The sequence below is a fragment of the Haloparvum alkalitolerans genome, from assembly GCF_050122995.1.
GTDB classification, from domain to species: Archaea; Halobacteriota; Halobacteria; order Halobacteriales; family Haloferacaceae; genus Haloparvum; species Haloparvum alkalitolerans.
The window spans coordinates 98,551-120,008 of record NZ_JBNLIA010000015.1 but is presented as its reverse complement, the minus strand read 5'-3'; the positions used below and the strand labels follow the sequence as shown (position 1 = coordinate 120,008).

Annotated in this window: 17 protein-coding genes; 5 read left to right on the top strand and 12 right to left on the bottom strand. The window is 70.6% G+C overall.

Going from position 1 to position 21,458, the window contains the following annotated elements:
* The first annotated feature begins 36 nt into the window (after positions 1 to 36).
* A complete protein-coding gene (locus tag ACQE3L_RS14200; RefSeq protein ID WP_426964522.1) occupies positions 37 to 1,842 on the top strand; it encodes a S9 family peptidase in 1,806 nt (601 codons plus the stop codon).
* 44 nt (positions 1,843 to 1,886) lie between these two features.
* Here the strand turns inward: ACQE3L_RS14200 and ACQE3L_RS14195 are convergent, their stop codons facing one another.
* From ACQE3L_RS14195 to trpC, 7 genes are all read right to left on the bottom strand, one after another.
* On the bottom strand, positions 1,887 to 2,600 hold the full coding sequence (locus ACQE3L_RS14195; RefSeq protein WP_426964521.1) for a DUF7095 family protein: 714 nt from the start codon (positions 2,598 to 2,600) through the stop codon (positions 1,887 to 1,889).
* Positions 2,601 to 2,654: 54 nt separating this feature from the next.
* Positions 2,655 to 3,827: a 3-dehydroquinate synthase II gene (locus ACQE3L_RS14190; protein ID WP_426964520.1), complete on the bottom strand. Its 1,173-nt coding sequence runs from the start codon at positions 3,825 to 3,827 to the stop codon at positions 2,655 to 2,657.
* 653 nt (positions 3,828 to 4,480) lie between these two features.
* Positions 4,481 to 5,263, bottom strand: coding sequence for an SDR family NAD(P)-dependent oxidoreductase (locus ACQE3L_RS14185; RefSeq protein WP_426964519.1), 783 nt, complete (start codon positions 5,261 to 5,263; stop codon positions 4,481 to 4,483).
* 129 nt (positions 5,264 to 5,392) lie between these two features.
* Positions 5,393 to 6,184: a 2-amino-3,7-dideoxy-D-threo-hept-6-ulosonate synthase gene (locus ACQE3L_RS14180; protein ID WP_426964518.1), complete on the bottom strand. Its 792-nt coding sequence runs from the start codon at positions 6,182 to 6,184 to the stop codon at positions 5,393 to 5,395.
* A gap of 103 nt (positions 6,185 to 6,287) precedes the next feature.
* On the bottom strand, positions 6,288 to 7,193 hold the full coding sequence (gene trpA, locus ACQE3L_RS14175; RefSeq protein WP_426964517.1) for a tryptophan synthase subunit alpha: 906 nt from the start codon (positions 7,191 to 7,193) through the stop codon (positions 6,288 to 6,290).
* Entirely contained in the window at positions 7,194 to 8,489 is a 1,296-nt protein-coding gene (gene trpB / locus ACQE3L_RS14170) for a tryptophan synthase subunit beta (protein WP_426964516.1), read from the bottom strand. It lies immediately after the preceding gene.
* Entirely contained in the window at positions 8,486 to 9,316 is an 831-nt protein-coding gene (trpC, locus tag ACQE3L_RS14165) for an indole-3-glycerol phosphate synthase (protein ID WP_426964515.1), read from the bottom strand. The genes trpB and trpC overlap by 4 nt, the downstream gene beginning before the upstream one ends.
* Positions 9,317 to 9,718: 402 nt before the next feature.
* Between trpC and ACQE3L_RS14160 the strand changes: the two genes are divergently transcribed.
* Positions 9,719 to 10,186 (top strand): MGMT family protein, encoded by a 468-nt coding sequence (locus tag ACQE3L_RS14160; RefSeq protein ID WP_426964514.1) that lies wholly within the window; start codon positions 9,719 to 9,721, stop codon positions 10,184 to 10,186.
* A gap of 41 nt (positions 10,187 to 10,227) precedes the next feature.
* Here the strand turns inward: ACQE3L_RS14160 and ACQE3L_RS14155 are convergent, their stop codons facing one another.
* A complete protein-coding gene (locus ACQE3L_RS14155) occupies positions 10,228 to 11,061 on the bottom strand; it encodes a deoxyribonuclease IV (protein WP_426964537.1) in 834 nt (277 codons plus the stop codon).
* A 71-nt stretch (positions 11,062 to 11,132) separates the two neighbouring features.
* A complete protein-coding gene (locus ACQE3L_RS14150; RefSeq protein ID WP_426964513.1) occupies positions 11,133 to 11,945 on the bottom strand; it encodes a lipoate--protein ligase family protein in 813 nt (270 codons plus the stop codon).
* 152 nt (positions 11,946 to 12,097) lie between these two features.
* Here ACQE3L_RS14150 and ACQE3L_RS14145 point away from each other — a divergent pair, with 152 nt between their 5' ends.
* Entirely contained in the window at positions 12,098 to 13,012 is a 915-nt protein-coding gene (locus ACQE3L_RS14145) for a serine/threonine-protein kinase RIO2 (RefSeq protein WP_426964512.1), read from the top strand.
* 99 nt (positions 13,013 to 13,111) lie between these two features.
* Here the strand turns inward: ACQE3L_RS14145 and ACQE3L_RS14140 are convergent, their stop codons facing one another.
* On the bottom strand, positions 13,112 to 14,149 hold the full coding sequence (locus ACQE3L_RS14140) for a TrmB family transcriptional regulator (RefSeq protein WP_426964511.1): 1,038 nt from the start codon (positions 14,147 to 14,149) through the stop codon (positions 13,112 to 13,114).
* A 175-nt stretch (positions 14,150 to 14,324) separates the two neighbouring features.
* On the opposite strand from ACQE3L_RS14140, the gene ACQE3L_RS14135 reads away from it, so the two are divergent.
* On the top strand, positions 14,325 to 16,358 hold the full coding sequence (locus ACQE3L_RS14135; RefSeq protein WP_426964510.1) for a DUF7997 domain-containing protein: 2,034 nt from the start codon (positions 14,325 to 14,327) through the stop codon (positions 16,356 to 16,358).
* Positions 16,359 to 16,626: 268 nt separating this feature from the next.
* Here the strand turns inward: ACQE3L_RS14135 and ACQE3L_RS14130 are convergent, their stop codons facing one another.
* Together ACQE3L_RS14130 and ACQE3L_RS14125 are read right to left on the bottom strand one after the other, a co-directional pair.
* On the bottom strand, positions 16,627 to 17,748 hold the full coding sequence (locus ACQE3L_RS14130; RefSeq protein ID WP_426964509.1) for an ABC transporter ATP-binding protein: 1,122 nt from the start codon (positions 17,746 to 17,748) through the stop codon (positions 16,627 to 16,629).
* A 347-nt stretch (positions 17,749 to 18,095) separates the two neighbouring features.
* Complete coding sequence (locus ACQE3L_RS14125) at positions 18,096 to 19,967, bottom strand: glycoside hydrolase family 13 protein (RefSeq protein WP_426964508.1); 1,872 nt, start codon at positions 19,965 to 19,967, stop codon at positions 18,096 to 18,098.
* A 208-nt stretch (positions 19,968 to 20,175) separates the two neighbouring features.
* On the opposite strand from ACQE3L_RS14125, the gene ACQE3L_RS14120 reads away from it, so the two are divergent.
* Positions 20,176 to 21,456: an extracellular solute-binding protein gene (locus ACQE3L_RS14120; protein WP_426964507.1), complete on the top strand. Its 1,281-nt coding sequence runs from the start codon at positions 20,176 to 20,178 to the stop codon at positions 21,454 to 21,456.
* Positions 21,457 to 21,458: the final 2 nt, after the last annotated feature.

Below are 21,458 nucleotides of genomic sequence, written 5' to 3'. Positions count from 1 at the left end.
CCGAAGGGGTTTGCCCCGGGCGAGCGAAGCGGTCGCATGGAGCAGTACGACGTCGACCGCTACCTCAACGTCCGCAGCGCCGGCGGAGCCAGCCTCGGTCCCGACGGCCGGCTCTCGTTCCTGATCGACACGACCGGCACCTCGCAGGTCTGGTCGCTCGACGCGCCCGAGGCGTGGCCCGACCAGCACACCTTCTTCGAGGACCGCGTCGCCTTCGTGGACGCTTCGCCGGAGCGCGACGAAGCTGTCTTCGGCATGGACGAGGGCGGCAACGAGCGCGCGCAGCTGTACCGCCTCGACTACGCGACCGGGACCGTCACGAACCTCACGGAGCGCCCCGAGGCGAAACACCGGTGGGGCGGCTGGGCGAGCGAGGGCGACCGGTTCGCGTTCGCCTCGAACCGCCGCGACGAGGCCGTCTTCGACGTGTACGTGCAGGGTAGCGCGGAGACCGGGAGCGACGCGGACCTCGTGTACGAGGGCGACGGCTGGCTCTCGCTGGCCGGGTGGTCGCCGAGCGACGACCGCCTGCTCGTGGTCGAGGCCCACTCCTCGTTCGACCAGGACCTCCACGCGCTCGACGTGGCGAGCGGCGAGCTCCGCCACCTCACGCCCCACGAGGGCGACGTACGCTACGGGAGCGCCGAGTGGGGTCCCGACGGCGAGGCGGTCTACTGCGTCACCGACCGCGACTCCGACACCCTCCGACTGGAGCGGCTGGACCTCGAAACGGGCGAGTGGGACGTCGTCGCGGCCGGCGGCGAGTGGAACGTCGACGGCGTCTCGGTCGACGAGGACTCGCGCCGCCTGGTCTACTCTCGAAACGTCGAGGGGTACACGGAGCTGACGGTCGGCGAACTCGTCGCGCCCGACCGGATCGACGAACTTCCCGACCCGGACCTCCCCGAGGGCGTCGCCGGCGGCGTGAGCTGGGGCCCCGAGGGCGACCGCTTCGCCGTCTCCGCCTCGGGTCGGGGGACCAACGGGAACGTCTACGTCGTGGAGACGACCACCGGCGAGACGGAGCGGTGGACGAACGCCTCCACCGCCGGCATCCCGCCGGAGACGTTCGTGGCGCCGGAACTCGTGCGCTACCCGACGTTCGACGGCCGCGAGATCCCGGCGTTCTTCTCGGTGCCGGAGACGGAGCCGCCCGAGGGCGGCTACCCGGTCGTCGTGGACGTCCACGGCGGGCCGGAGTCACAGCGCCGGCCCTCCTTCGCGGGCGTGACGCAGTACCTGCTCAACCACGGCTACGCGGTGTTCGAGCCGAACGTCCGGGGGTCGTCGGGCTACGGGAAGGCGTACGCCGCCCTCGACGACGTGGAGAAGCGCATGGACTCGGTGCAGGACGTGCGCGCCGGCGTCGAGTGGCTCCACGACCACCCCGAGGTCGACCGCGACCGCGTCGTGGCGATGGGCGGCTCCTACGGCGGGTTCATGGTGCTGGCGGCGATGACGGAGTACCCCGACCTGTGGGCCGCGGGGGTCGACGTGGTCGGCATCGCGAACTTCGTCACCTTCCTCGAGAACACCGGCGACTGGCGCCGCTCCCTGCGCGAGGCCGAGTACGGCAGCCTCGAGGCGGACCGCGAGTTCCTGGAGTCCATCTCGCCGGTCAACAACGTCGACCGCATCGCCGCGCCGCTGTTCGTCCTCCACGGCGCGAACGACCCGCGCGTCCCGGTCGGCGAGGCCGAGCGCATCGTCGAGGGCGCCCGCGAGCAGGACGTGCCGGTCCGGAAGTTGATCTTCGAGGACGAGGGCCACGGCTTCTCGAAGCTGGAGAACCGCAAGGAGGCGTACCGCGCGGTCGTGGAGTTCCTCGACGAACACGTCTGAGGGCCGGCGGTTTTTGGACCACTCGGAGGCTCAGAGGTCCCGTCTCAGACCACGTCGCCGCGCACCGAGGTCCCCTCGCTCTCCGCGCGTTCGGCGGTCACGGCCTCGGCGGCCGCGGCCGCCGCCTCGGGGTCGGCGCCCATCCCCTCGAGTGCCGCCTCGAGTGTCGGCATGGCGAACGACCCCTCGCGAAGCTTCTCGAACGCCTCCGGGTCGCGTTGCCCCTCCGCCCACAGGCAGACGCCGCGGGGGTCGAGCACCTCGTCGTACGCCTCGCGCGCGAGCGCGCCGCGGAGCCGCTGGGTCACGTTGTCGCCGAAGCCCGTGTTGCACACCTCGAGGTGGACCGGCTCCGTGACCCCGTCGAGCAGGTGGGCGGCCAGGCACTTCTCGGGCGCCGCGTAGCCGTTGTCGCTCGCCCGGATCCACTCGGGGTGGGCGGCCGCCCACTCCGCGCGGACGGTGCTGTCGATCCCCTTCACGCCGTACTCGGCCTCGAAGTCAGTCGCGTCGGCGGCGCCGTCGTCGCCCGCCGTCGCCGACGCGTCGCCGCCCGCCGTCGCCGCCGCACCGGCGCCGCTCCGGCCGCCGCCGAACAGCACGTCCTTGGTCACGTACACGTCGAGGCGCTCGACGGGGTCGAGCCCGAGCGCCACGTCGCCGTACACCCACACCTCCCGGACGGGGACGGGCATCGTCTCGGTCGCGACCGTCTCCACGACGGACGCCGCGCGGTCGACGGCGGTCTCGCGGTCCATGTGCACCAAATTGGCGACGGGGGGTGAAACGGATTTCGTCCGCGGTTCGCGGCGCTACTTCTCGATGATCGACTCCTCGACGGTCTCGCCGAAGTGCCGCGCCACGTCCTCGTAGTAGCAGAGCACCTCGTCGCCCGGCTCCAGGTCCGTGACCGCGACGCGGCCCCCGCGGGTCGGGACCTTGATCGTCTCGGCGTTCTGGAGCAGCGTCTCGACGCGGTCGGTCCCCTCCGCGGTCTCGACCTCGGCCTCGACGCGGAACATGGGCCGTTTCTCGATCTTCACGCGGCCGACGATGGCCTCGCGGGTGTGCCCCTCGGTGTCGACGACCTGCACGTCGTCGCCGGACTGCAGCTCCGCGAGGTACTTCGTGCCGCCGTCGGGCGTGCGGACGTACGCGTGGACCGCACCGGCGTTGACCCGGAACGGGCGGGAGGCGACGTACGGCGACTCCGCGGTCTCGGCGTGGACGAAGAAGAGGCCGCGCGACATCGACCCGACGAGCATCCCCTCGTCGTGGTCGAGCAGGCTACCGGTGTCGATGCAGACGCGGTCGGCCATGCCGGTCGGCTCCACTTCCAGCACCTCGGCGTAGGTGAGCTCCAGCTGCTCGCGCTCGGCGGCGTCGCGGGCCTCCACGGCCCCGCGGATCTCGTCCGGGGAGTCCGAGTCGATCAGGACGCCGTCGGCGCCGGTCTCCAGCGTCTCGAAGGCCGTCCGGGCCTCGGCGGCGGTGGTCGCGCCCGCGATCAGGTGCGTCTCCTCGCCGACGCGGGCGATCAGGTTCTCCAGCGGGATGATCGTCCAGTCCTCGCCGATGACGACGGTGTAGTCGGCCTCGGCCGCGGCCTCCTCCGCGAACGCCTCGTACTCGGTGTCGAGGATCCGGACGTACGCGCCCTGCGCGCGGTCGTCGCGCCGCCGGAGCGTCGTCAGGTCCGCGGAGCCGGAGAAGTCATCGGGCAGGTCGATGGTGCCGTCGCCCTCGCTGTCCTTGCCGACGAAGTAGAGGTCCGCCTCCCCCTCGGGCTCGGCCGCGTCGACCACGTCCGCGTCCGAGCGGAACGCCGCTACGTTCACGTCGCCCAGCTCGCGGACCCGGGAGACGTCCCCCTCGTCCACGAGCACCCAGTCGACGCCGGCCTCGATGCCCGCGGTGATCCGCCGCTTCCGGTCCTCCCAGTCGCCGACGGCGTCGTCGGCCTTGACCCAGACGGTACGCGTCATTACCGAAGAGTCGCGGCCGCGCGGCTTCAAAACTGCGGAAGGTGCAGGCCGGTGCGGCCGGGATGCTGTGGTGGTGCTGGGACGGGCCGTGGGCGGCGCTGGGGCGGTGCTGTGGCGGCGCTGGGGCGGTGCTGTGGCGGTGCTGTGCTGTCGGCGCGCGCGAGAAACGCGCGCGAGGGAGCCCGCAGTCGCGGTCGCGCAGCAGCGCGGTGCGGTCGCGCGACCGCGGCCGCGGCGAGGCTGGGGAGGCGCGAGGCTGCGGTCGCGGTGCGGGGCGGGACTGAAAGGGGCAGCCGGCTCGATCCCGCCCGGACGACGCAAGCACTCGCGTCGGGTGTTGCGGAGAGACGCGAGCGCGCAGCGAGGCCCGGCGGGTCGAGCCGGCTGGGGGCTTTCTGGGTGTTGCTGTCCAGATCAGCAGGATCTACGACAGAACGATTTCTGTATGAGGGAGAGCCGGCTGGGGCTTTCTGGGTGTTGCTGTCCAGATCAGCAGGATCTACGACAGAACGATTTCTGTATGAGGGAGAGCCGGCTGGGGCTTTCTGGGTGGTGCCGTCGAGCACAGTAACAGGACCCACGAGCGCCGGAACTCTCTCCCGACGACCGGCCCGACGCTCACCCCGCAAACGCGCAGTCACCGCCGCTCCCGTTCAACAGCAGGACCAGCCCCCGTCGACGTACAGCGACTCGCCGGTGACGTACCCTGCGGCGTCGCTGGCGAGGAACAGGATCGGTCCGGCGATGTCCTCGGGGTGACCGGCGCGGCCGAGCGGGACCGGCTTGAGGAACGCGTCCTCGCGGGCGCCCTCGACCGCCTCCTCGGTCCAGCCCTCGAAGAACTCGGTGGCGATCTGGCCGGGCGCGACCGCGTTGACGCGGATCCCGTGGTCGGCCAGTTCCAGCGCCGCGTTCCGGGTGAGCATCTCGACGGCCGCCTTCGTCAGGTCGTAGCCCGCCTGGTCGTGCTGTGCGAACCGGGCGCTGATCGACGCGACGTTGACGATCCGCCCCGGCTCGCCCCGCCGGACCATGTCCTCGGCGGCCGCCTTCGTCCCCGCGAAGTAGCCGCGGACGTTGGTCTCGTAGAGACGGTCCAGGTCGCCCGTCGAGTGCTCCAGCAGGGGGTCCGAGACGTACTCGGCGGCGTTGTTCACCAGCACGTCGACGCCCCCCTCGGCGCGGGCCGCCTCGATCACGTCGCCGATTTCTCCCGGGTCCGCCACGTCGCACTCGACGAACACCGCGTCGCCGCCCGCCTCGCGGACCGCCTCGTGGGTCGACGTCTCGGCGTTCACGTCCTTCGGCGCCTCGCGGCGGTCGGCCACGACGACGAACGCGCCCGCCGCGCCGAGGCGCTTCGCGGTCGCGCGCCCGATGCCCGAGGCGCCGCCGGTCACCACCGCCACCTCGCCGTCGAAGTCGAACCGAACCATGAGTCGTCCGGCGGCCGGGCGCGACAAAAACGCGGCGGCCGGTGCGGCGACGGCGCCGCGACAGCGCCCCGACAGCGCGACCGCTCCGCGACGCCGCTCGGAAGCCGTAAAACGTGTCGTAACGCGCGGTTACGCCTCGACCAGCCCGGCCGCCCGCAGCGCGTCTTCGACGTCGCGATCTTCGTGAACGACGGCGCTGACGGCGCGCGCGATGGCCTCGGGCTTCTCGTGCTGGAAGATCGACCGGCCCATCGAGACGCCCGCGGCGCCGCCGTCCATCGCGCCGCGGACCATTTCCACGGTCTCGCGGTCGGTCCCCTTCGAGCCGCCGGCGATGACGACCGGAAGCCGCGTCGACTCGCAGACGTGCTGGAAGGAGTCGCCGTCGCCGGAGTAGCCCGTCTTCACCACGTCGGCGCCCAGTTCCTCTGCGAGCCGGACGGCGTGGCCCAGCGCCTCGGGGTCGTCGCCTTCGACGCCCGGTCCGCGGGCGTACGCCATCGCGAGCACCGGGAGTCCGAGCCGGTCGGCGTCGTCGGTCAGCTCCGCCAGGTCCTCGATCTGTTTCGGCTCGTAGTCGGAGCCGACGTTGATGTGGAAGGAGACGGCGTCGGCGCCCGCGCGGACCGCCTCCTCGGCGGTAGCCGTGACGCGTTTGTCCTGCTCGTCGGGGCCGATGGTCGTCGACGCGTTCGCGTGGACGATGTAGCCGGCGTCGTTCTTGTTCGGGTGGACGCGGTCGGCGATGCCCTTCTGGGTGAGCACCGCGTCCGCGCCGCCGCTGGTGACGCCGTCGATGGTGGCTTCGATGTCCTTGAGCCCGGTGACGGCGCCCATGGTGATCCCGTGGTCCATCGGGACGATGAGGTAGCGGTCGTTCGTGGAGATGCGCTCGAGTCGTGCGGAGAGTCCTGCTGTCATGGTGTGTGCTGGTGTGTGTCGCGGTGAGTCCGCCGGGGCCTCCGACGGTCGGTTGTGTGAGACTGTGGCAAACGCGGATAAGTGGCTTTCGTTCGGTGCGACGCTATCGGGCTTCCGGTGACGGCGACCGTTGCTCGTACCCGCGTTCAGCGCCGGCCGCGAGTTCGCGCGAGAGCGCCTCCAGTCGGTCGGCGACCTCCTCGACGGGCAGGTCCTTCTCGGCCCCCTCGGCGACGATGTCGACGAGCGCGGAGCCGACGATGATGCCGTCCGCGCCGGCGGCGACGATGCGCTCGGCGTGGTCGCCCGCCGAGATGCCGAAGCCGACCGCCTTGGGCACGTCCCAGTCGGAGAGCCGCGCGAGGCTCTCCTCCGTCTGGTCGGAGACGTCCGCCTTCGCGCCCGTGGTGCCGAGCCGCGCCTGCACGTAGACGTAGCCGGAGACGCGGTCCATGATCCGCTCCAGTCGCTCGCCGCGGGTGGTCGGCGCGACGATGAACACCAGGTCGAGGCCGAACTCGTCGCAGGCCGCGCGCAGGGGGTCCGCCTCCTCCGCGGGGAGGTCGGGGACGACGAGCCCCTCGAGCCCGACCGCGGCCGCCCGCTCGACGAAGGGGCGCGGTCCCTGCTCGTCGCCGTACTGGTAGATCAGGTTGTAGTAGGTCATACAGACCAGCGGCGCGTCGGTCTCGACCGCCTCGACGAACGCGAAGAAGCGGTCGGGGGTCATCCCCGCCTCCAGCGCGCGGACGACCGCGCCCTGAATCGTCGGTCCCTCCGCGACCGGCTCCGAGAAGGGGAGCCCCAGCTCGATGACGTCCGCGCCGCCGCGGTCGAGCGCCTCGACGTACGCCAGCGAGGCCTCGTAGCTCGGGTCGCCGACCGCGAGATACGGGATGAACGCCGGCCCGTCGGCGAACGCCGCGGCGATGGCCTCGCTGTTGCCGGTCGCCGGCGGGGAGGAAGCGCCGCCGGCCACGTCGTCCCCCTCGGTCCCATTGTCCGCCATTCAGATCCCCCCCGAGAACTCCGCCATGTCCGGGGCGTTCTCGATGTCCCGCTTGTCGGTCTCCTCGATGACGGCCTCGAGGTCCTTGTCGCCGCGGCCGGAGACGTTGATCAGGACCGACTCGCCCAGGTCCGCGTGGTGCTCCTCGACGTACGCGACCGCGTGCGCCGACTCCAGCGCGGGGATGATCCCCTCGGTGCGCGAGAGCAGGTGGAACGCCTCCAGCGCCGCGTCGTCGCCGACCGAGACCGGCGTGACGCGCCCCTCGTCGACGAGGTTCGCCAGCTCCGGGCCGACGCCCGCGTAGTCGAGCCCCGAGGAGACCGAGTGGCTCTCGACGATCTGTCCGTGGGGGTCCTGGAGGAGCTTCGTGCGCGCGCCGTGGAGCACGCCCTCCTCGCCGGCGTACAGCGACGCGGAGTTGGGCGCGACGCCCGCCTCCGCGTCGATCTCCAGCGTCGAACCGCCGGCCTCGACGGCGTGGAGCGCCACGTCCTCGTCGTCGACGAACTCCGCGAACGTCCCCATCGTGTTCGAACCGCCGCCGGCGCAGGCGACCACGTCGGTCGGCAGGCCGCCGGTCTTCTCGCGGGCCTGCTCGCGGGCCTCCTCGGAGATGACCGCCTGGAAGTCCCGCACCATCGACGGGAAGGGGTGGGGGCCGACGACGCTCCCGATGACGTAGTGGGTGTGCTCGACGGAGCCCGCCCAGTCGCGCATCGTCTCGGAGATGGCCTCCTTGAGCGTGCCGCGACCCGCGGTGACCGCGTTGAGCTCCGCCCCGTTGAGCTTCATCCGGAAGACGTTGGGGCGCTGGCGGTTGATGTCGCGCTCGCCCATGTATATCTCGCAGGGCATGTCGAGGTGCGCGGCCGCCATCGCGGTCGCGGTGCCGTGCTGGCCGGCCCCGGTCTCCGCGATGATGCGCTCCTTGCCCATGTACTTCGCGAGCAGCACCTGCCCGAGCGCGTTGTTGAGCTTGTGCGCGCCGCCGTGGACGAGGTCCTCGCGCTTGAGGTAGACGTCCGTGTCGTACCGCGCCGAGAGCCGTTCGGCGTGCTGGAGCGGCGTCGGCCGGCCGCCGAAGTCCGCGAGCCGGCGCCGGAACTCGTCCATGAAGCCGTCCTCGTTGTCGAGGACGTAGCGCTCGTAGGCGTCGGTCAGCTCCTCGATGGCCGGCATCAGCGCCTCGGGGACGTACTGGCCGCCGTAGCGGCCGAACTTCCCGTCGGCCGCGCCGTCGTTGCCGCGCTCTCCCTCGCGTCGGTCCGTCTCCGGTGGTGTCTCCGAACTCATGTCGATGTCTCCTCGGCCGGGGTCCCTTCATCCGACGTCTCCGCCGCGTTCACCAGCCGTCTCGTGTTCGCCGCTACGTCCCCGTCCATGATGGCGCTTCCGACGAGCAGCGCGTCCGCCCCCGCGTCGCGCATCCGGCGCACGTCCGCGGGGGACCCGATCCCGCTCTCGGCGACCAGCGTCACGCCCTCGGGCACCGCGGGCGCGACCGCCTCGAACGTCGAAAGGTCGACCTCGAGCTGTCCGAGATCGCGGTTGTTGACGCCGATCAGGTCCGCGCCGGCGTCGAGCGCCCGGGTCAGCTCCTCGCGGTCGTGGACCTCCACGAGCACGCGGAAGCCGCGGTCGCGCGCCGCCGCGAGCAGGTCGGGGAGGTCCTCGCCCACGAAGCGCGCGATGAGCAGGACGATGTCGCTCTCGACGGCGTCCAGCTGCGCCTCCTCGACCACGAAGTCCTTGCGGAGGACCGGCACGTCGACCGCCTCGCGGACGCGGGCCAGCCGGTCCGTGGAGCCGCCGAAGTGCTCGGGCTCGGTGAGCACCGAGAGCGCGGCCGCGCCGCCCGCGACCATCGCCTCGGCCAGTTCCACGGGGTCCTCGTCGCGGGTTCCCTCGGTGGTCGGGCTCGTCGGTTTCACCTCGGCGATCACGGGCACGCGCCCCGCCGACTCCGCCGCGGCGAACGCCGCCTCGAGGTCGCGCGGGTCGACCGACACGCGCTCGCGCCCCCCGCCGTCGACGGCCTGCTCGGCCTCCCGCCCACGTTCGCGAGCGGCGTCGAGGATGGAGCGAACCGCCGGGGCCAGCTCCGCCTGTGTGTCCTCCATTACTGTACACTAATGTACGCATCTGTTCATAAGGCTTGCGCACCGGGGGCGGATCCGGTGCGACGGAGCGTCGCGTCGGGGTGACGTCGTCGCCCCGGCAATCGCACCGTAAACGCGCTATAAACGACCCGAAAAGTCCGTAAACGCATGACACAGCACCGCGACCGCACAGCACCGCGACCGCACAGCACCGCGACCGCACGGCACCGCGACCGCACAGCACCGCAACCGCACAGGACCCCGACCGCACGCCGGACGGACATCTAGCACCTAGCACGCTTCGTGAGACAGAGAGCGGAGCCGTCCACGACGCTGGTCTCAGCGCCGCAACCGAACCGCCCGCAATCCTCCCGCCGGTCCGATCGCCGTCCGACTTAAGGACGCCGCGGGCGGAAGGGCGGTATGGTCAGCATGGGAACGACGGGCGTGTACGCGCGGACGTACGACGCCCTCGACCGCGCGGTGGAGGTCGGGTTCGCGGGCGGGCGCGTCATCTCGGTGGAGTTCCCCGAGACGGTGCCCGACGACGCCGACGCGGACCACGAACTGCTCGACCGGATCGCCGACTACCTCGCCGGGTCCGAGGAACCGTTCGCCGAGGAGCCGATCGGCCTGACGGTCCCCACCGACAGACGCGACGTGCTGGAGGCCGCCCGGCAGGTCCCCTACGGCGAGGAGACGTCGGTGAGCCAGGTGACCCGGATGGCCGGCCTCGACGACAACGACCCCGAGGACCTCGACCTCGTCACGGCGGCGCTCGGCGCGAACCCCGTCCCGCTGTTGATCCCCGACCACCGCGTGCAGGGCGGCCCGTACGCGACCCCCGCGGGCGTCCGCGGGACGTTTCGGCGAGTCGAGGGCCTGCGCTGATCGCCTGCTGAAGGACAAAAGGGTCCGACCGCACCGCCGCGTTACTCGTCGTGGCGGAGCTCGCGCACGCGGTCGATGTTCCACGCGAAGGACTTCCCGTCCTCGGTGGGCGTCTCCAGCGCGAACGGCACGTCCGCGAGGTCGGGGTGGTTGACGATGCGCTCCATCCCCTCCTCGCCGATGTGGCCCTCGCCGATGTGGGCGTGCTCGTCCTTGTTGGTCCCGCAGGCGTGCTTGGAGTCGTTGAGGTGGATGTACTGCAGGTGCTCTAACCCGACCACGTCGTCGAACTCCCGCACGGTCTCGTTGACCGCGGGTGCCGAGGAGAGGTCGTAGCCGGCCGCGAACGCGTGGGCGGTGTCGATGCACACGTTGATGTCCGTCTCCGTGCGGTCGATGATCCCCGCGAGGTGCTCGAAGTCCCCGCCGAGCTTCGTACCGGAGCCGGCGTCGGACTCGATCAGGATGGTGACGCCGTCGGGCACGTCGATGTCGTCGATGACGGAGGCCGCGTTGTCCAGCCCGCCCTCCACGCCCGCGCCGGTGTGGGCACCGAGGTGGACGTTCACGTACGGGATGTCGAGCTGCGCGGCCGCGTCGACCTCCTTCTGCATGGAGTCGAGCGACTTCTCGCGGAGGTCCTCCTTCGGCGTACAGAGGTTGACGAGGTAGGAGGTGTGGATCACCCACGGCCCCTCGAGGTTCTTCTCGGTGCCCGTGCGGAACTTCTCGGCCTCCTCGTCGCCGATGTTCGGGTCCTGCCACACCTGCGGCGAGTGGGTGAATATCTGTCCGCAGTTGCCGCCGACCTCGATCTGGTTCTCGACGGCGTTGTCCACGCCGCCCGCTATCGACACGTGCGCGCCGACCTTCAGGCTCATGCCCGGGACTCCGCGTGCGGCCGGCAAAGCCGCTTCGGAAGCGGCCGAACGCGGGCGATGCCCCGTCAGCGGCCGTTCGGACGCCGCCGCACCCACTCGTCGCTCCCGTAGCGCTCGTCGACGAGCTCGCGGGCCCGCTCCAGTTCCGCGTCGGTCCACCCGCCCGCGGTCGCGTCGGCCCAGTCCGCGAGCGCGCCCTCGAGCGCCGCAACCACGTCCGCCCGCGAGGCCTCGACGAGCTCGTCGATCCCCACGACCCGGTCGCGGAACGCGTCCGGCGAGACCGGGGGGTCCGCGAACGTCCCGAGGTGGCGCTCGGCGTCGACCGAGAACGTGATCGAGCCGTGCTGGATCACGGCCTCGTCGCGGCGGTACTGCGCGTTCCCGGCGATCTTCCTGCCCTCGGGGCCCGCGACCACGTCGTGAGCCGGGTGAAGCTCCCGGAGGTAACAGGCGGGGTGGTACAGCTCCGAGACCTCCGCCTCGACGTATCGGGCGTCCACGCCCAACCGGTCGAAAGCCTCGAAGACCGGCTCACAGAGCAGGTGGTAGCAGTCGATGAGCTTGCCCGGGACCGCGTCCGCGGGCACCGCGATCGAGTAGGCAACGTCTCCGTAACCGTCGTGGTAGATGCCGCCGCCGCCGGTGCGTCGGCGCGTCACGTCGATCCCCTCGCGGTCGCAGAACGCCCAGTCGACGGTGTCCGGGTCCTGTCCGTACCCCAGCGTCAGACAGCTCGGGTCCCAGCGGTAGGTCCGAACCGTCGCCGGCCCGCCGTCCGCGGCCGTCTCGGCGGCCGCCTCGTCGAGCGCCATCTGCAGCGGACCGGAGTGCCGATCCTCGGTGATGAGTCGCCAGTCGTCGCCGGGCGCGTCCATGCTCCGGCTTGCGTACCGGATCAAAAAGCGGTTGCGCTCGCCGTCCGTAGGCCGGCAGCGGCGCGAGGGTGTTTCTGTATCGCGATATCCGATTTATCCGACGCCGCCCGCCGACTCGCGGCCCTTTTAGGAATCGCCGGAGTAGGGCGGGTATGGTTCGGAACATCGCGGCGCTGATGCCCGAGCTGGAGGCGGCGGACTTCTACCTCCTGTCGGGCGTCGAGCAGGGGATGCGTTTCTCCGAGTGGGTGCGCCGCGGGAAGCTCCCGGAGTACGCGGACCTCACTCACGAGGAGGTCGACTACCGGCTCGACCGGTGTCTCGACCGGGAGCTGATCGAGCGCAAGACGATCCAGTACGAGGGGTACCAGCTCACCTTCGAAGGGTACGACGCGCTCGCGCTGCGGGCGTTCTCCGAGCGGGACACGATCCGCGGCGTCGGCGCCCCGCTCGGCGTCGGCAAGGAGGGCGACGTCTACGAGGTGGAGTCGTTCACGCCGCTCGCGTTGAAGTACCACCGGGAGGGGTACACGAACTTCCGCGAGGTGATGAAGGAGCGCGACTACACCGCGGACCGCCAGCACGTCTCCTGGCTCTACACCGCGCGCAAGGCGGCCGAGCGCGAGTATCAGGCCCTGGAAGATCTGTACCCCGACGTCTCGGTCCCTCGCCCAGTCGACCAGAACCGCCACGCCATCGTGATGGACAAGTTCGAGGGCGTCGAGCTCGCGCGGGCGAAACTCGACAGCGAGCAGGTCGTCGGCGTCCTCGATCTGGTGATCGGCGAGATCGAGGCTTCCTACGAGGGGGGCTGGGTCCACGGCGACATGTCCGAGCACAACGTTGCGATCGCCGAGAGCGGCCTCACCGTCTTCGACTGGCCGCAGGCGGTGCCGACCGACCACGAGAACGCGCGCGAGTACCTCGAGCGGGACCTCCGGAACGTGACGCGCTACTTCACCCGGAAGTATCCCCGCGAAACCCCCGATTCGGTCGACATCTCCCGTCTCGCGGACGACGTGGAGGCGTCCGCGGTCGAGAGCGTCCGCGCGTACGCCGACTCGTAAATCGTTATTCGCGATACAGAATTTCTCCAGTCGCCCGTGGGTCGGTAGCGACGTCGCTCGGCGTCGCGAGGCGCGACTCGAAAGGGAGGTCGGCCCGGTTCAGGCCCGCGAGAGCGTGACGCGGTCGGCCTCGACGTCCTCGACGAACGCCCCGGGGCCGCCGACGGTCAGCTCGCCGTCCTCGGTCTCGACGACGAGGGAGTGCTGAACGGGGAACTCGTTGTTCGCGGGCGCCACCATTCCCTGTCGCGTGTCGACGACGCGGCCCTCGATCGCCGCGGCGCCGTCCTCGGTGAACCGCCCCTCCACGGCGGCGTGGAGCGGCGTGTCCGCGCGGAGGTGAAGCGTCGCCTGGAAGACGGCGTGCCGGAAGTTCTCGTAGGAAGTGGGTAGCGTCGCTGGGGCGGCCGTCGCCACCTCCTCGGCGGCGGGCCAGTAGTTGCCGAAGAAGGACCCGACGAGCACGGGCCCGAGCTGTTCCTGCGCGAAGACGATCGCCTGGCGGTCGGAGTTCGACCGGAGCAGCATCTCCGCGGGCGCGACCGCGCCGATCGACTGGTCGACCGTCACCATCGTCGGCATCGGCTCGCGCCAGACGCGGACGGCGCTGGCGACGCCCCCGAGGTCCGGGAGGTCCTCCTCGCCGGTGACGATGAGCAGCACGAGCACCCCCCGGTCGACCGCCTCTCGGAGCTCCGTCTCGACCTCCTCGAGGTGCTCCAGGGGGATCGACAGCGTCACCTCGGAGTCCGCCGCGGCGATCAGCTCGCGGATCCGCTTGAAGACGGTCACGCGGGACTTCACGACCTCGAACTGCTCGGCGGTCGGCTCCGCCTCCGCGTACCGCTCTTCGAGCCCCGGTTGCATCGACTCCACGTCCGAACGGAGCCGGCGGATCACGTCCTCCGGAGGCACCGCGCGGATGGTCGTGGGGACCACGTGGTCGTTCACCTCCACGAAGCCGCGCTCCTCGAGCGCCTCGCTGACGCTGTAGACGTAGCGCTTCGAAACGCCGGCCGCGTCCGCGATCGTGCTCGCTTTCGCCTCGCCGTGTTCGAGCAGAGTGAGGTAGGTGTCGACCTCCTTGTCGGAGAGCCCGAATCGGTGGAGGAGGTCCGCGAGCGTCCGTTCGTCCATGGATCCGTAGCGGATGGGGGGATACTTATGTCGGTCGGTGGCGGGGACGGATCGGTCGCCGTGGGTGGAAAGGGAACGGTGTCGAACGCAGGTGATCAGGATCGACGCCCCGGGACAATCAATGAACAACAATTACACCAAAGATTATTAGCCCGGTACCCCCTCCAGACGGATAATGCAACTGCGCGACGCGCTCGACGACTTCAAACGACACGCGGGCCATCCCACCCGTTTCCCGGGCGAACGTCGGACCACTTCGGGGCGGTTCTCGGGGGACGAGGGACGGCTCGTGCACGTCGCTCCGCACGGAAGCATCCGCGACTTCGGCTACCCGCTCTCGGGACGAACCGGCATCGAACGCTCCCGGCTCGGGGTCGCGACCGACGACGGTGACGTGGTCTGGTTCGACGAGACAACGGGCGATCAGCAGTACGTCGGTGGGACGACGCTGGTCGAGACGACACACGAGACGCCGTTGGGCACCGTCGACCAGTACGACTGCACCCTCGGGGGCGCGCACCTGACGCACGTCACGGTCGACGACCGAGCGCCGGAGGACCTCCAGTTCGTCGTGTACGCGTCGTTCGCGCCGGACGGACGCGACGACCGCGTTGGACAGCTCCGGTTCGCGAACGCCGTCGAGCTCTATCACGGCGACGAGCACGACTACCTCGCCAGCGCGTCGGGCTTTTCCGACCTGCGCGGGCAGCTCCCGACCACGTTCCCGGAGGTGCTCGACGAGGACCCCGTCGACCTCCCGCGCGAGCGTGACGAGGACCGCTACGAGGAGGCCCGCCTCTCGGGCGAAGTGATCGCGCGCGTCCCGTTCGAGGACGGGGCGGCGACGGTCGCGACCCTGCTCACGGACCGCACCGAGACCTCCCGGGAAGTGGCTCGAACGCGGCTGGACGCCCTGCTCGACCGCGACCGTTCCCCGGACGAGCTGGCCGCGGCCGCGGACGACCGCCTCCCGGAGGCGTCCCCGAACGCGGCCGACCCCGACGCGGTCCGCGCGGACCTGCGCGCGCTCACGCTGCTGTCGGCGCCGAACGGGCTCCGGATGGCGGGCCCCGACTTCGATCCCCATTACCGTCACTCGGGCGGGTACGGCTACACCTGGTTCCGCGACGACGCCGAAGTCGCGCGGTTCCTGATCGCGGCCGACGGCCGGCTCGACGTGGGGCTCGAGAAATGGCACCGCCGCTCCGCGGCGCGCTACGTCGAGACGCAGCGCGCGGACGGCTCGTGGCCCCACCGCGTGTGGCCGCGTGACGGAAGCCTCGCGCCGGGGTGGGCCAACGCTCGGATAGAGGACGGGTCCGATCTCGACTACCAGGCCGACCAGACCGGCAGCGTCATCGCCTACCTCGCGACCGCCTACGGCCGCGGCGTCGCGGCCGACGTGGAGGGTATCGAGGAGACGCTGGCGCTGGCGCTCGACGGGCTCGACGAGACGCTGGCCGACGACGGGCGTCCGGTCGCCTGCCAGAACGCCTGGGAGGACATGGCCGGCCGGTTCGCACACACGACGGCGACGTTCCTCGAGGCGTACGGGTCGCTGGCCGGGACGGAGCACCCCGACAGCGAGCGGGCGGCGGCGCGCGCTCGGGAGGTGTACGCGGCCGTCGACGACCTCTGGGTCCCGGAGCGCGGCTGCTACGCCCTCCGGGAGACCGTCGACGGGGACATCGACGACCGGCTCGACTCCGCGTCGCTCGCGCTCGTGAGCGCCCACCGCGCGTTCGAGCACGTCGACTCGGTCGGCGACGAGCGGCTCGATCGGCTGGTCTCGCACGTCGAGACGGTGGTCGAGGGGCTCCACCGCGACCCGGCGGAGAGCGCGGTCGCCGGGCTCGCCCGCTACGAGGGCGACGGCTGGCGCCGGCGCGAGCAGGCGGAGTCGAAGGTGTGGACCGTCTCCACTGCGTGGGGCGCGAACGCCTGCGCGGAGCTGGCGGCGCTGCTGGCGGACCGCGGCGACGACCGCGCCGCGCCGCTCGCCGACCGGGCGCGCGACCTCCTGGCGCTCGTGGAGCCGGACGGCCCGCTCTGTCCCGGGACGGGCTACCTCCCCGAGCAGTTCTTCGACGACGGCACGCCCGACAGCGCGACGCCGCTCGGGTGGCCCCACGCGCTCCGGCTCTCGACGCGCGCGCTGATGGCCGACCGGGGCATGCTGACCGTCGACGCCGCGACCGCGGACGACTGACGGGCGGCGCGAGCGTTCCTTTCGTGTCCTTACGTCGACGGGCTCTTCGAGCCACGAGCCAGCGGCTCTCCTTCCCCGTTCGGTTCTACACCGTCGGCACTCCCGACCGGCGGACGGCGGAGCGCCACTCCGACGTCCGCGCCGGCCGACCCGAGGTGGACCCCCCATCCGACAAAAGGGTTCGGCTGGGGCCGGCGAGAAGAGGAGAGAGTGGGGAGGAGAGAGTAGAAAGAAAGAGGAGACGCAGGAGAAAAGCGATCTGCCGCGCTTACGCCTCGACCGGCACGGGGTCGTCCCGTTCCGGGACGCCGACGACCTCGCCGTCGCGGTCGAAGACGTGGACAGCCGACTCGTCGAAGTCGACCTCGATCCGCTCGCCGGTCGCGGGCTCGACCGCCGCGGGGACGCGGGCGATGAACGAGGCGGACACGTCGAGATAGAGGTAGTTGTCCGCGCCGACCGGCTCCACGACCTCCACGGTCGTCGCGATGCCGTCGTCGACGACCGACACGTCCTCCGGGCGGACGCCGACCGTGTAGGGCTCGTTCGGTTCCAGGCCCTCCGCGGCCGGGCCCGTGAGCGTCGTCCGGAAGGCGCTCTCCTCGTCCGCCGCGACGAGCGCGACGCCGCCCGCGGTCGACTCGCTGCGCACGTCGACGAAGTTCATGCTCGGGGAGCCCACGAAGCCCCCGACGAACTCGTTGGCGGGCGCGCGATACACCTCCTTGGGCGCACCGACCTGCTGAAGCACGCCGTCCTTGAGGATCGCCATCCGGTCGCCCATCGTCATCGCCTCCTCTTGGTCGTGGGTGACGTAGACGGCGGTGATGTCGAGTTCCTCCTGGAGCCGCTGGATCTCGGTGCGCATCTCCACGCGGAGCTTCGCGTCGAGGTTCGAGAGCGGCTCGTCGAACAGGAACACGTCGGGCTCGCGGACGATGGCGCGGCCGAGCGCGACGCGCTGTTTCTGCCCGCCGGAGAGCTCGTCCGGCTTCTGGTCGAGCAGCTCCGGGATCCCCATCATCTCCGCGGCCCACTCGACCTTCTCCGCGCGCTCGGCCTCGTCGAGGTCCGTGGACATGCGGAGCCCGAACGCCATGTTCTCGAAGACGGTCTTGTGCGGGTACAGCGCGTAGTTCTGGAACACCATCGCCACGTCCCGCTTGCGCGCGCTCAGGTCGGTCACGTCGTCGTCGCCGATGTGAACCCGACCGCCCGTGGCGCGCTCGAGCCCCGCGATCATCCGCAGCGTCGTCGACTTCCCGCAGCCGGAGGGGCCAACGACCGTGAGGAACTCCCCGTCATCGATCGTGAGTGATACGTCGTCGACCGCGACGATATCCCCCGCGTCGAACTCCTTCCGGAGGTTCTCGAGCCGTACGGTTGCCATATACCGTGTGTGGGGTGGTGTCACGGGATAACTCTTTCCCTTCTTTTGGGATTTATGAAGCGATATTTCGTATTACTTTCAGAGATCGTGCCGCGGGAGCGGTTCGGTACGTCGGGGTCGTGACGAACGAGAGGTACGATTCTCGCGGAGATCGGGTCGTGGCTGTCGGAGATCTGCTGTGCTGGACAGCGATACCCAGAAAACCCAGCCCGCTCGATCGGCTGCTCCGTTCAGTCCCACCCCGAACCGCCACCGACCCGCGACCGCTCCGCACCGCGACCGCACCGGCACCGCATCCGGCCGCCCCGGGGCCGCGACCGCGGGAGCGCGGCCCCGGTCGAGCCCCCTCAGCGCCAGACTGCCCCCGCAGTCGGGCCGAGGCTGATCGTCCCGGCGTCGGCGTCGACCGCGCCGGTCGAGACGAGCACGTCGGCCTCCCCGTCGACCGGCACCGTGACGGCCTCGTCGCCGCGGTTGACCGCGACCGTCAGCGCACCGCTCTCGTCGGGGCCGGGGGCGGCCGCGACGGTCTCGGCCGCGGGGAGGTCGGCCTCCTCCGCGACGACCGCGCCGGCGTCCGCCGCCGGGTCCGGCGCGGCCGGGTCGTCGAGGACGCGGCGGAAGACGACGAGGTCCCCGCCGGAGCGCTCGCGGTCGACGCGCAGGTCGCCGCGTCGAAGCGCGCGCTCCCCGGTCCGAAGGCTCGTCAGGTCCCGCACGTACGACAGCAGGTCGCGGTTCTGCTCGGCGGGGTCCCACGTCATCGGTCGGCGACAGTCGGGGTCGTCGCCGCCGGTCATCCCCACCTCGTCGCCGTAGTAGACGCAGGGCGCGCCGGGATACGTGAACAGCAGCAGCAGCGAGAGGCGCGCGAGCGACTCGTCGCCGTCACAGCGGTGGAGCAGTCGCGGGGTGTCGTGGCTCCCCAGCAGGTTGAACTGCACGTCGGTCACCTGCCGCGGATAGCGCGCGAGCAGGCCGTCGATGGCGTCCGCGAACGCGGTCGCGTCGGTCTCGCCCTCGGCGACGAAGTCGTGGACGGCGTCGGTGAAGAGGTAGTTCATCACCGCGTCGAACTGGTCGCCGTGGAGCCACGCGCGCGAGTCGTGCCACACCTCGCCGAGGATGTAGGCGTCCGGCTTGGCGCTCGTGACCGCCTCACGGAAGTCGCGCCAGAAGGCGTGGTCGACCTCGTTGGCCACGTCGAGCCGCCAGCCGTCCACGTCCACCTCCTCGACCCAGTAGGTCGCCACGTCGAGCAGGTACTCCCGGACCTCGGGGTGCTCAGTGTTGAGCTTCGGCATGTACGGCTCGAACGCGAACGCGTCGTAGGTGGGCCGCGGCTCGAACTCGACCGGGAACTCGTGGACGTGGAACCAGTCGGCGTACTCCGAGTCCGCGCCGTGTTCGACCACGTCCTGAAACGGCTCGAAACCGCGGCCGCAGTGGTTGAAGACGGCGTCGAGCATCACGCGCATGTCGCGGTCGTGCGCCTCCTCGACCAGCTCTCGGAGGTCCCCCTCGTCGCCGAACTGAGGGTCGATGGTCTCGTAGTCGGTGGTGTTGTACTTGTGGTTCGACGGGGAGGCGAACAGCGGGGTGAAGTAGAGCGCGGTGACCCCGAGCTCCTCGAGGTAGTCGAGGTTGTCGATGACCCCCCGCAGGTCGCCGCCGTAGAAGCTGTCGCGGTCGGGTCTGCCGCCCCACTCCTCGACGCCCTCGGGGTCGAGTTCGGGGTCGCCGTTGGCGAACCGCTCGGGGAATATCTGATAGAAGACGGCGTCGGAGACCCACGCCGGCGGGTCGTGGACGTCCGCCGGGTTGACGAACGGGTACTCGAAGCAGTCGGCCGCGCCCGCGGGGTCGTCGACGGGGAGGTCCGAGAGCGCGGCCGCCTCGAAGCCGCGCTCGTGGTACAGCAGTTCCTCGCCGTCCGGACCGCGCCCTCCCCGAGTCCCGGCGAGGTGGAACGCGTACGCGAGTCGACGGTGCGGCGGTTCGACCGCGGCCTCCCAGTAGTCGAAGCGCTCGTCGTGACCGACGCGACGCATCGGCGTCAGCGAGGACGTGCCGGGCCAGTCGTACTTATCGCCCCACAGCACCGTCGCCGAGTCCACGTCGCCCCGCTCCGTGCGGAGCCTGAGGTGGACCGTCTCCGCGTCGTACGCGTACGCCTGCTCGCTCTTCGGCCGGTGGTGGACCGCGGCTCGGTGGATCACGATGGTGTCCGTGAGACCGCCCCGTGAGTAAAGCGTTACGCGTCGCTCGAGATTTGTGATGCAGTATTTCGTAGTACGTTTTTAGATCGCGTTTTTCCGAGGTAGGACCCTATAAGCTCCGCGAGAACCGGTTCGCTACTGGCGTGAGAGTGAGAACCAATCCCTAATCTTTACAACAGTGAACTCATTATTCATCACAGATTCACCCATGACTTGGAAACGGCGAAAACTGCTCGGTGCACTGGCTGGAACGGGCGCGGTCGGCATGGCCGGCTGTGTCAGCGTGGACGACGGCGGCGACGGCGGGTCGGGCGGTTCCGGAGGATCCGGTGGAGGGGCAACCGACGAAAGCGGCTCCGGAAGTTCGGACGGTGAGAGCGGTCCCGCGGGCGAGGCCGAGTTCTGGTACGAGCTACAGGAGGGCGAACTTCAGCTGATGGAGGACGCCATCGCGGACTACAACGGCTCGGCGGACTACGCCGTCGAGGGCGTCGACATCGCAGAGATGCAGGACCGGCTCACCAGCTCCATCCCCACCGGCGAAGGGCCGGAGCTGTTCATGTGGGCACACGACTGGGCGGGCGACTTCGCGGACAGCGGGTTCCTCTCGGCACAGACCGACGAACTCGACGTCGACCTCGGAACGTACACCGAGGCCGCGCGGGGTGCGGCTCAGTTCCAGGGAGAGACCTACGGGCTCCCCGTCAGCGCCGAGACGGTCGCGCTCCTATACAACAAGGAGATGGTCGACGAACCGCCCGAGACCATCGAGGAGATGAAGTCGATCATGGAGGAGCACCACGACCCGGCCAACAACCAGTACGGGCTGTCGTACAACATCGACGCCTACTTCATCAGCGGCTACGTCCACGCCTTCGACGGGTTCTACTACCGAACCGACGGCCACGAACTCGGACTCACCAACGAGGAGACCCTCCGCGGGCTCCGCGTGATCACCGAGGACCTGTGGCCCTACGCACCCAACGACACGGAGTACGAACCGCAGGTCGCGGTGTTCAACGAGGGGAACGCTCCCTTCGCGGTCAACGGTCCGTGGGAGTTGGGCAACGTCGACTTCGACGTCGGCGTCGCGGAACTCCCCGCCCCCGAGGGAGGGACGCCGGCGCCCTACTCCGGCATCCAGATGGTCTACTTCGCCGACGGCATCGAAGAGGATCCGGATCGCGCCGCTGCCGGCCGCGACTTCGCGCAGTGGTACACCACCAACGCCGACGTGCTCCAGGAGCTCGCGGAAGAGCAGGGGTTCATCCCCGTACTCGACGAACTCGCCGGGAGCGAAGACCTCCCCGAGGCGGTGCAGGGCTTTTCCGCCTCCGCCGCGGCTGGGACGCCGATGCCGGCGCATCCTCGGATGAACGACGTGTGGAGCCCCACGGAGGACGCCATCCTCAACGTGCTCACCGGCGACGTGGACCCCGAGGAGGCGATGGCGGAGGCCGAGAGCCGGATCCGCGAGAACTGGGAATAATC

Bases quoted from the DNA above. Each gene is read 5' to 3' on its own strand.
- ACQE3L_RS14150 (WP_426964513.1), bottom strand. From the start codon at position 11,945: ATGGACGCGCCCGGCGACGACTGGCGACTCATCACCGAGGATCGGCAC.
- ACQE3L_RS14200 (WP_426964522.1), top strand. From the start codon at position 37: ATGGAGCAGTACGACGTCGACCGCTACCTCAACGTCCGCAGCGCCGGC.
- ACQE3L_RS14130 (WP_426964509.1), bottom strand. From the start codon at position 17,748: ATGGCAACCGTACGGCTCGAGAACCTCCGGAAGGAGTTCGACGCGGGG.
- ACQE3L_RS14190 (WP_426964520.1), bottom strand. From the start codon at position 3,827: ATGACGCGTACCGTCTGGGTCAAGGCCGACGACGCCGTCGGCGACTGG.
- ACQE3L_RS14140 (WP_426964511.1), bottom strand. From the start codon at position 14,149: ATGGACGAACGGACGCTCGCGGACCTCCTCCACCGATTCGGGCTCTCC.
- ACQE3L_RS14145 (WP_426964512.1), top strand. From the start codon at position 12,098: ATGGTTCGGAACATCGCGGCGCTGATGCCCGAGCTGGAGGCGGCGGAC.
- ACQE3L_RS14195 (WP_426964521.1), bottom strand. From the start codon at position 2,600: ATGGACCGCGAGACCGCCGTCGACCGCGCGGCGTCCGTCGTGGAGACG.
- ACQE3L_RS14135 (WP_426964510.1), top strand. From the start codon at position 14,325: ATGCAACTGCGCGACGCGCTCGACGACTTCAAACGACACGCGGGCCAT.
- trpB (WP_426964516.1), bottom strand. From the start codon at position 8,489: ATGAGTTCGGAGACACCACCGGAGACGGACCGACGCGAGGGAGAGCGC.
- ACQE3L_RS14180 (WP_426964518.1), bottom strand. From the start codon at position 6,184: ATGACAGCAGGACTCTCCGCACGACTCGAGCGCATCTCCACGAACGAC.
- trpA (WP_426964517.1), bottom strand. From the start codon at position 7,193: ATGGCGGACAATGGGACCGAGGGGGACGACGTGGCCGGCGGCGCTTCC.
- ACQE3L_RS14185 (WP_426964519.1), bottom strand. From the start codon at position 5,263: ATGGTTCGGTTCGACTTCGACGGCGAGGTGGCGGTGGTGACCGGCGGC.
- ACQE3L_RS14160 (WP_426964514.1), top strand. From the start codon at position 9,719: ATGGTCAGCATGGGAACGACGGGCGTGTACGCGCGGACGTACGACGCC.
- trpC (WP_426964515.1), bottom strand. From the start codon at position 9,316: ATGGAGGACACACAGGCGGAGCTGGCCCCGGCGGTTCGCTCCATCCTC.
- ACQE3L_RS14120 (WP_426964507.1), top strand. From the start codon at position 20,176: ATGACTTGGAAACGGCGAAAACTGCTCGGTGCACTGGCTGGAACGGGC.